The organism is Kitasatospora sp. NPDC127067 (genome assembly GCF_042724755.1).
In the GTDB taxonomy this organism is placed as follows: Bacteria; Actinomycetota; Actinomycetes; order Streptomycetales; family Streptomycetaceae; genus Kitasatospora; species Kitasatospora lactacystinica.
Genome location: NZ_JBHXEM010000108.1, coordinates 23,679 through 30,533, shown reverse-complemented (window position 1 = coordinate 30,533; position 6,855 = coordinate 23,679). Strand labels below are relative to the sequence as shown.

General features: G+C 72.0%; 6 protein-coding genes. 3 read left to right on the top strand and 3 right to left on the bottom strand.

Annotated elements, in window-relative coordinates; genetic code table 11:
- Positions 1 to 55: 55 nt before the first annotated feature.
- Positions 56 to 1,609: a C40 family peptidase gene (locus ACFWJ4_RS31740; RefSeq protein ID WP_380550121.1), complete on the bottom strand. Its 1,554-nt coding sequence runs from the start codon at positions 1,607 to 1,609 to the stop codon at positions 56 to 58.
- Between the two features lie 337 nt (positions 1,610 to 1,946).
- Between ACFWJ4_RS31740 and ACFWJ4_RS31735 the strand changes: the two genes are divergently transcribed.
- Positions 1,947 to 3,128 (top strand): inorganic phosphate transporter, encoded by a 1,182-nt coding sequence (locus ACFWJ4_RS31735; RefSeq protein ID WP_359904449.1) that lies wholly within the window; start codon positions 1,947 to 1,949, stop codon positions 3,126 to 3,128.
- A 26-nt stretch (positions 3,129 to 3,154) separates the two neighbouring features.
- Positions 3,155 to 3,406 (top strand): hypothetical protein, encoded by a 252-nt coding sequence (locus ACFWJ4_RS31730; RefSeq protein WP_359904451.1) that lies wholly within the window; start codon positions 3,155 to 3,157, stop codon positions 3,404 to 3,406.
- A 70-nt stretch (positions 3,407 to 3,476) separates the two neighbouring features.
- Here ACFWJ4_RS31730 and ACFWJ4_RS31725 read toward each other — a convergent pair whose 3' ends face one another.
- Together ACFWJ4_RS31725 and ACFWJ4_RS31720 are read right to left on the bottom strand one after the other, a co-directional pair.
- Positions 3,477 to 5,033, bottom strand: a complete 1,557-nt coding sequence (locus ACFWJ4_RS31725) for an MDR family MFS transporter (protein WP_359904454.1) — start codon at positions 5,031 to 5,033, stop codon at positions 3,477 to 3,479.
- Positions 5,034 to 5,187: 154 nt separating this feature from the next.
- Positions 5,188 to 5,637 (bottom strand): MarR family winged helix-turn-helix transcriptional regulator, encoded by a 450-nt coding sequence (locus ACFWJ4_RS31720; protein WP_380550118.1) that lies wholly within the window; start codon positions 5,635 to 5,637, stop codon positions 5,188 to 5,190.
- A gap of 126 nt (positions 5,638 to 5,763) precedes the next feature.
- On the opposite strand from ACFWJ4_RS31720, the gene ACFWJ4_RS31715 reads away from it, so the two are divergent.
- Positions 5,764 to 6,804 (top strand): DUF3533 domain-containing protein, encoded by a 1,041-nt coding sequence (locus ACFWJ4_RS31715; RefSeq protein WP_380550115.1) that lies wholly within the window; start codon positions 5,764 to 5,766, stop codon positions 6,802 to 6,804.
- Positions 6,805 to 6,855: the final 51 nt, after the last annotated feature.

Below are 6,855 nucleotides of genomic sequence, written 5' to 3'. Positions count from 1 at the left end.
CCCCACGTCCGGTGACGTGGGGCGGCCCGCGTGCTGCGGTGTCAGTGCCGCGGCGTCAGTGCGTCGGCGTGCCCAGCGGCAGCGTGGCCGTCGCGCTGCCCGGGGCCGAGGCGGTCGCCGAGCCGGTGCCGCTCGGGCTCCCCGTCGGGGTGCCCGTCCCGGTCGGAGTGGGCGTGCCGGTCCCGCTCGGCGTGCCGGTCCCGCTCGGGGTGCCCGGCCCGGTCGGCGTCCCGGTCGGGGTGCCGGTCGGGGTCGTGGTGGGCGTGCCGCCGGACGGCGTCCCCGGGTCGGTCGGCGTACCGGTGCCGCCCGGCGTGGTCGGCGTCCCGCCCGGCGTCTGCGGCACGGCCGGCGGCGTCACCTCGCCGCCGGGGGCCGGCGTGGCCGGCACCTGGTGGGCCGGGCTCGGCGCTATCGGCGTGACGGCGTCCCAGCCCGACGGGAGGTCGGGCACCTTCCAGGCGCCGCCGGCGTCGTCCGCCGCGCCGGACGGGTCGGGACGGACGGCACCGAGGATCGGCATCGAGCCGATCGGCGAGATCTTGATGAACGCGCCGGGCCGCGGCGCCTGCACGATCAGCCCGCCGCCGATGTACATCCCGATGTGCGAGGCGTCCTGGAAGTACACCACCAGGTCGCCGGGCCGCAACTGGTTGAGCGCCACGTGCGGCAGCTGCGCCCACTGCTCCTGGCTGGTGCGCGGGATCGGCTTGCCCGCGTGCAGCCAGGCCTGCGAGGTGAGGCCCGAGCAGTCGTACGCGTCCGGGCCGGTGCCGCCCCACAGGTACGGCTTGCTCACCTGCGCCAGCGCGAAGGCGATGGCCGCGCGCCCCTGCTGGGAGGGCGTGCGCTCGCCCTTGCCGAGCGCCCCGGAGGCGAGGAAGGCGAGCTGCGCCTCGTCCGCCTTGGCCTTCTCCAGCTGCTCCAGCTCGGTCCGCTGGGCGCCGGTCAGCGAGGAGACCATCTGCTCGACCGCCGTGAGGTCGGCGGACGCCTTGGCCTTGGCCGCGTCCTGCTGGACGACCAGCGTCCGGGCGGTCGCCAGCGCCTCCTCGGTCTGCTTCTTCAGCCCGTCCAGCGCGTCCCGGTCGCTCTTCAGCTTGTCCAGGAACTCCGACTGCGAGCGGCTGGCCGAGGCGAGCAGCTCGGCGATGACGACCGCCTCGTACGGGTCCTTGGAGAGCAGCAGCTCCGCGTAGGCCGACGCGGCCCCGTTGCGGTACTGCGCGGCGGCAAGCTGCGAGGCGATGTCGGTGCCCGCGTCGACCTGCTTCTGCTGGCGGTCCAGCCGGCCCTGGAGGTCGGTGAGCGCGGTCTGCTGGTCCGCCGCCTTGGCGACGGCGCCGTTGTACTGCTCGGTGGCGGCCTCGGCGCTCTGGTAGAGCCCGTGCAGCCGGTCGAGCAGCGGGCCGAGGGTGGCCTTGGCGGCGGCGAGCGGGTCGGCGTCGGCGGCGATCTGGCCGACTCCCGGGTCGGGCGCGGCCCAGGCGGCCTGGGCGCCCACCGGCAGTGCGAGCGCCGCGGCCGCGAGGACGGCTCCGCAGCGCAGCGCCGCCCGCACCCAGGGCCGTACGCGTGCCGTCTCCGCTCTCTGTCCCGCCCCGCCCATGGCCTGGTCCTCCCCGCCGCGCACTGCCCCTGTCCCGGCTTCCCGGATCCCGCAGATCCTCCCACGGGTTACTCGCCGGAAACAGGGCGCATGCGGACCGGGAGGTTAATTCTCGATGGACCTGTGAGACAGCTCTCAGCAAACCGGGTCGAACCGGCGCGTTCTTCGCTAATGTCCAGTTCAGTGCGCCGTATGTCACCTCGATGAAATCCAGTGGTCACTGCGAGTCAACCATCGGAACCACGATTCCCGGCCCAGTTCACCTTCCGTTTACCAAGCAGACCTACGGTCGCGACGTCACCAACGTCCGTGCGACAACTACGACGATTGTTTGGGTATGGAACACATCTCGTTCCTGGTAGCCGTTGTGATCATCACGGCGCTCGCCTTCGACTTCACCAACGGGTTCCACGACACCGCCAACGCGGCCGCCACCGCGATCGCGACCGGAGCTCTTCGCCCGAAGGTCGCGGTCACCATCGCGGCCCTGCTCAACTTCGCGGGCGCGTTCCTGTCCGTGAAGGTCGCCACCACCATCTCCGGCGGCATCGTCAACGAGAAGGCCGGCGTCCATCCCGAGATCATCTTCGCGGCCCTGGCCGGCGCCATCCTCTGGAACCTGCTGACCTGGCTGCGCGGACTGCCGTCCAGTTCCTCGCACGCGCTGTACGGCGGTCTGATCGGCGCCACGATCGTCGGCGTCGGCATGAACGGCGTCAACTTCGACACCGTGGTGACCAAGATCCTCATCCCCGCGGTCGCCTCCCCGTTCGTCGCCGGCCTGGCCTCCTGGGGCGCCACCAAGCTGGCGTACGTGATCACCCGCAAGGGCGACTCCGCGACCACCGAGAAGGGCTTCAAGACCGGCCAGATCTTCTCCTCCTCGCTGATCTCGCTCGCCCACGGCACCAATGACGCCCAGAAGACGATGGGCATCATCACCCTGACCCTGGTCTCGGTCGGCGCCCTGCCGCACGGCGCGCTGCCGCCCACCTGGGTGATCGTCTCCGCCGGCGCCGCGATCGCGCTCGGCACCTACATGGGCGGCTGGCGGATCATCCGCTCGATGGGCAAGGGCCTGGCGGACATCCGCCCGCCGCAGGGCTTCGCCTCCGAGTCGGCCGCCGCGACCGTCATCCTGACCTCCTCGCACATGGGCTTCGGCCTCTCCACCACCCAGGTCTGCTCCGGCGGCATCATGGGCGCCGGCCTCGGCGGCCCGAAGGGCGAGCTGCGCTGGAGCCTGGTCCGCCGCATGGTCTACACCTGGGGCCTGACCCTGCCGGCCGCCGCCGTGGTCTCCGGCGGCGCCGCCCTGCTGGCCGAGCAGGGCAGCTGGGGCGTCGCCCTGGTCGGCGTCGTGCTGGTGGCCGGCGCGGGCGCGATGTGGGTGATCTCCCGCCGCCAGCCGGTCGGCGCGGACAACGTCAACGACGTCGACGTCACCCCGGTCGAGGTCGCACCGGCCGGCGCCGCCGCGAACACCCCCACCCCCGCCTCGACCACGGTCGCGGCCTGAGCGCCGCAGGCTGAGGAGCACTCACCATGCACATCAAGTGGAACGCCCTGGCCCAGACCGCCGGATTCAGCTTCGGCATCACCGTCGCCGTCGTCTGCGTCTTCGCGCTCGGCATCCTGGCGCTGTCCCGCCGCGAGGCCGCCCTGGTCGCCGCCCGTGAGGGCGGGGGCGCCGGGGCCGCGGGCGGCGGCAGGCTCGCCCTGGCCGGCGCCTGCGTCTGCTTCGCGCTGTGCGGCGGGGCCGTCCTCTACGGGCTGTCGCTGATCGCCGGCAAGTAGCCGCACCCAGCACGACGGGCCGGGGAGTGCCTTCGCACTCCCCGGCCCGTTCGCGTATCCCGGCGGCCGGTCAGCTCTCCTGGGTGGTGGTCCTCAGCGCGGTCTCCCGGATGAACAGCACGGTGACGAAGGCCAGCGCCGCGAACGGGGCGGCGCACAGGAAGATGGTGCCGACGCCGTGGCCGAAGGCGTCCGTCACCAGCGGCACGATCGGGGCGGGCAGCTTGGCCAGGTCCGGGATGCCGCCGCCGGAGGCCGCGGGCGACGCCGGGACGTGCGCCGCGGCCAGGTTCTCGGCCAGGTAGTGGGAGACCTTGTTGGACATCAGCGCGCCGAGCGCGGAGACGCCCATCGCACCGCCCATGGTGCGGAAGAAGGTGACCACCGAGCTGGCCGCGCCGAGCTCGTTGCGGGGCACCGTGTTCTGCACCGCGAGCACCAGGTTCTGGCTGGTCAGGCCGAGGCCGACGCCGGTGATCGCCATGTAGACGGAGAGCAGCACGTAGCTGGTGTCGGCCCGGGCGGTGCCGAGCAGCGCGAAGCCGACGGCGAGCAGCGCGGTGCCGGAGACCAGGTAGGCCTTCCACTTGCCGTACTTGGTGATCAGCCGGCCGACCACCGCGGAGGAGACGGCCAGGCCGAGGATCATCGGCAGGGTCATCAGGCCGGCCATGGTCGGGGACTTGGCGCGGGCCAGCTGGAAGTACTGGCTGAGGAAGGTGGTCGCGCCGTACATCCCGACGCCGACCAGCACGCTGGCCAGCGCGGCCAGGGTGACGGTGCGGTGCTTGAAGAGGCTCGGCGGGATGATCGGCTCGGCGGCGCGGCGCTCGATCACGACGGCCAGGGCGCCCAGCAGCACGCCGCCGCCGACCATGGCCGCGGTCTGCCAGGAGAGCCAGGCGTAGTTCTTGCCGGCCAGGGTGATCCAGATCATCAGCAGGCTGACCGAGCCGGTGATGACCAGGGCACCCAGGTAGTCGATCTTCGCCTTGCGCTTGACCACCGGAAGCTTGAGGGTGCGCTGCACCACCAGGATCGCGACCAGCGCGAACGGGATGCCGACGTAGAAGCACCAGCGCCAGCCGAGCCAGGAGGTGTCCACGATGACGCCGCCGATCAGCGGTCCGCCGATGGTGGCGAGGGCGAAGACCGCGCCGAAGTAGCCGCTGTAGCGGCCGCGCTCGCGCGCCGGGACCATCGCGGCCAGGCAGATCTGGCCGAGCGCCACCACACCGCCGGCGCCGATGCCCTGGAGCGCCCGGCAGGCGATCAGCTCGCCGGTGTTCTGCGAGAGGCCGGCCAGCGCCGAGGTGCCGATGTAGATCAGCAGGGCGATCTGGAGCAGCAGCTTCTTGCTGACGAGGTCGGAGAGCTTGCCCCAGATCGGGGTGGAGGCGGTGAGGGTGAGCAGGGCCGCGGTGATCACCCAGGTGTACGCGGACTGGCCGCCGTGCAGGTCGGCGAGGATGTGCGGCAGGGCGTTGGAGACGACGGTCGAGGAGAGCACGGCCACGAAGAGGCCGAGCAGCAGGCCGGAGAGCGCCTCCATCACCTGCCGGTGCGTCATCTGTTGACTGTCGGCCGCTGCGGCGGTTCCGCTCGCGGCCTCGGTGGTCACGGTCATCTGGGTCCTTCGGCGAGCGCGCGGGATACGCGGATCATGAAATTTCGTTGCCGTAAGCAACCATAAGACTGGATGGTTGAATTAGGCAACTTTCTTCAAGGGAAAGTAAAGCCCTCGCCCGCGGGCCCCGGAGGCCCGCGCGACCGCCGCCGGATCACTCGGCCGGCGGCTCGCCCAGCACGTCGTTGAAGCGGTGCAGCAGCTCCGCGAAGCGGGTCACGTCCTCCGGCGACCAGCCGTCCATCACCTCGCGCACCCGCCGCATCCGGACGCCCTGCGCGGCCAGATAGCGCCGCCGCCCGTCCTCGGTGAGCGAGACCAGCGCGGACCGGCGGTCCAGCGGGTCCGTCTCCCGGGCCACCAGGCCCAGCTCCTCCAGCGTGCGGATCTGCCGGCTCACCGTCGCCTTGCCGATCGAGAAGTGCACGCCGACGTCGGTCACCCGCACCGGCCCGGCCTGCTCGACGTAGCCGAGCAGGCTGTACGCCATCCCCTCCAGCCCGGGGTGCACCCGCCGTGAGAGTTCCGCCACTCTGGCCCGGCCCCGCCGGAACATCAGCGCGACCTCGCGCTCCACCGCCACCAGGGCATCCTCGTCGCTCACCGCGCCAGTATCGCGTAGCGGCGCCGGCCTCGGCCCGGCGCGGGAGGTGCGACAAGCCAACTACTTCATGGTATGAAGTATCGGTTCTGGAAGTACCGTTTTTCCCCGTTACGCAAGGAGATGTGGATGGCAGCCCCGGGGCAGGGTTTCCTCGCCGAACTGAAGAGTGCGGTCACCCCGCGCGCGGCACTGCTCGTGATCGGCGTGCTGCTGCTCCAGCTCGGCTTCATCACCTCCTACATCGGGGCGCTGCACAAGCCGGCCCCGCAGAACCTCTCCATCGCGGTGGTCGCCCCGCCGCAGGTCGCCCCCAAGCTGGTCGGCGCGCTGGAGTCGGTGCCGAACGACGCCGTCAAGGCCCTCACCGCGCCGGACGCCGAGACGGCGACCCAGCAGATCAAGGACCAGAAGATCTACGCGGCGCTGGTCGTGGACCCGACCGGCACCCAGGACACCCTGCTGGTCGGCGGCGCCCGCGGCCCGTCCGCGGCCAAGGCCGCCGAGACCATCACCACCGCGATCGACCAGAGCCAGGGCCGCACCGTGAAGGTCCAGGACGTGGTGCCGCTCGCCAAGGGCGACACCAACGGCCTCTCCGCCTTCTACCTGGTGATCGGCTGGTGCGTCGGCGGCTACCTGGTCGCCTCCATCCTGGGCATCAGCGCGGGCTCCAAGCCGGCCAACGTCCACCGCCTGGTGATCCGCCTCGGCGTGCTCGCGCTGTACTCGATCGGCGCCGGCGTGCTCGGCACGGTGATCGCCGGACCGGTGCTGGACGCGCTGCCGGGCTCGATCCTCGGCCTGGGCGCCGTCGGTGCGCTGGTGGTGTTCTCGGTCGGCGCCTTCACCATGGCGCTCCAGTGCCTGTTCGACGTCATCGGCATCGGCATCGCGGTGCTGATCTTCGTGGTGCTCGGCAACCCGAGCGCGGGCGGGGTCTACCCGGCGCCGATGATGCCGCCGTTCTGGCGGGCGATCAGCTCGTGGATCCCGAACGGCGCCGGCACCAGCGCGGCCAAGTCGGTCGCCTACTTCGACTCCACCAACCTGGGGCTGCCGATCCTGGTCCTGGTGGTCTGGGCGCTGATCGGCATCGGCGTCGCCCTGCTGGCCGTCCTGCGCGGCCCGCGCTCCGGCGGCCGCGCGCTGGTCCCCACCGAGGACTGAGCCGCCCGCTCCCGTCCCGTCACCGGGCCCCCGGCCACCACGGCCGGGGGC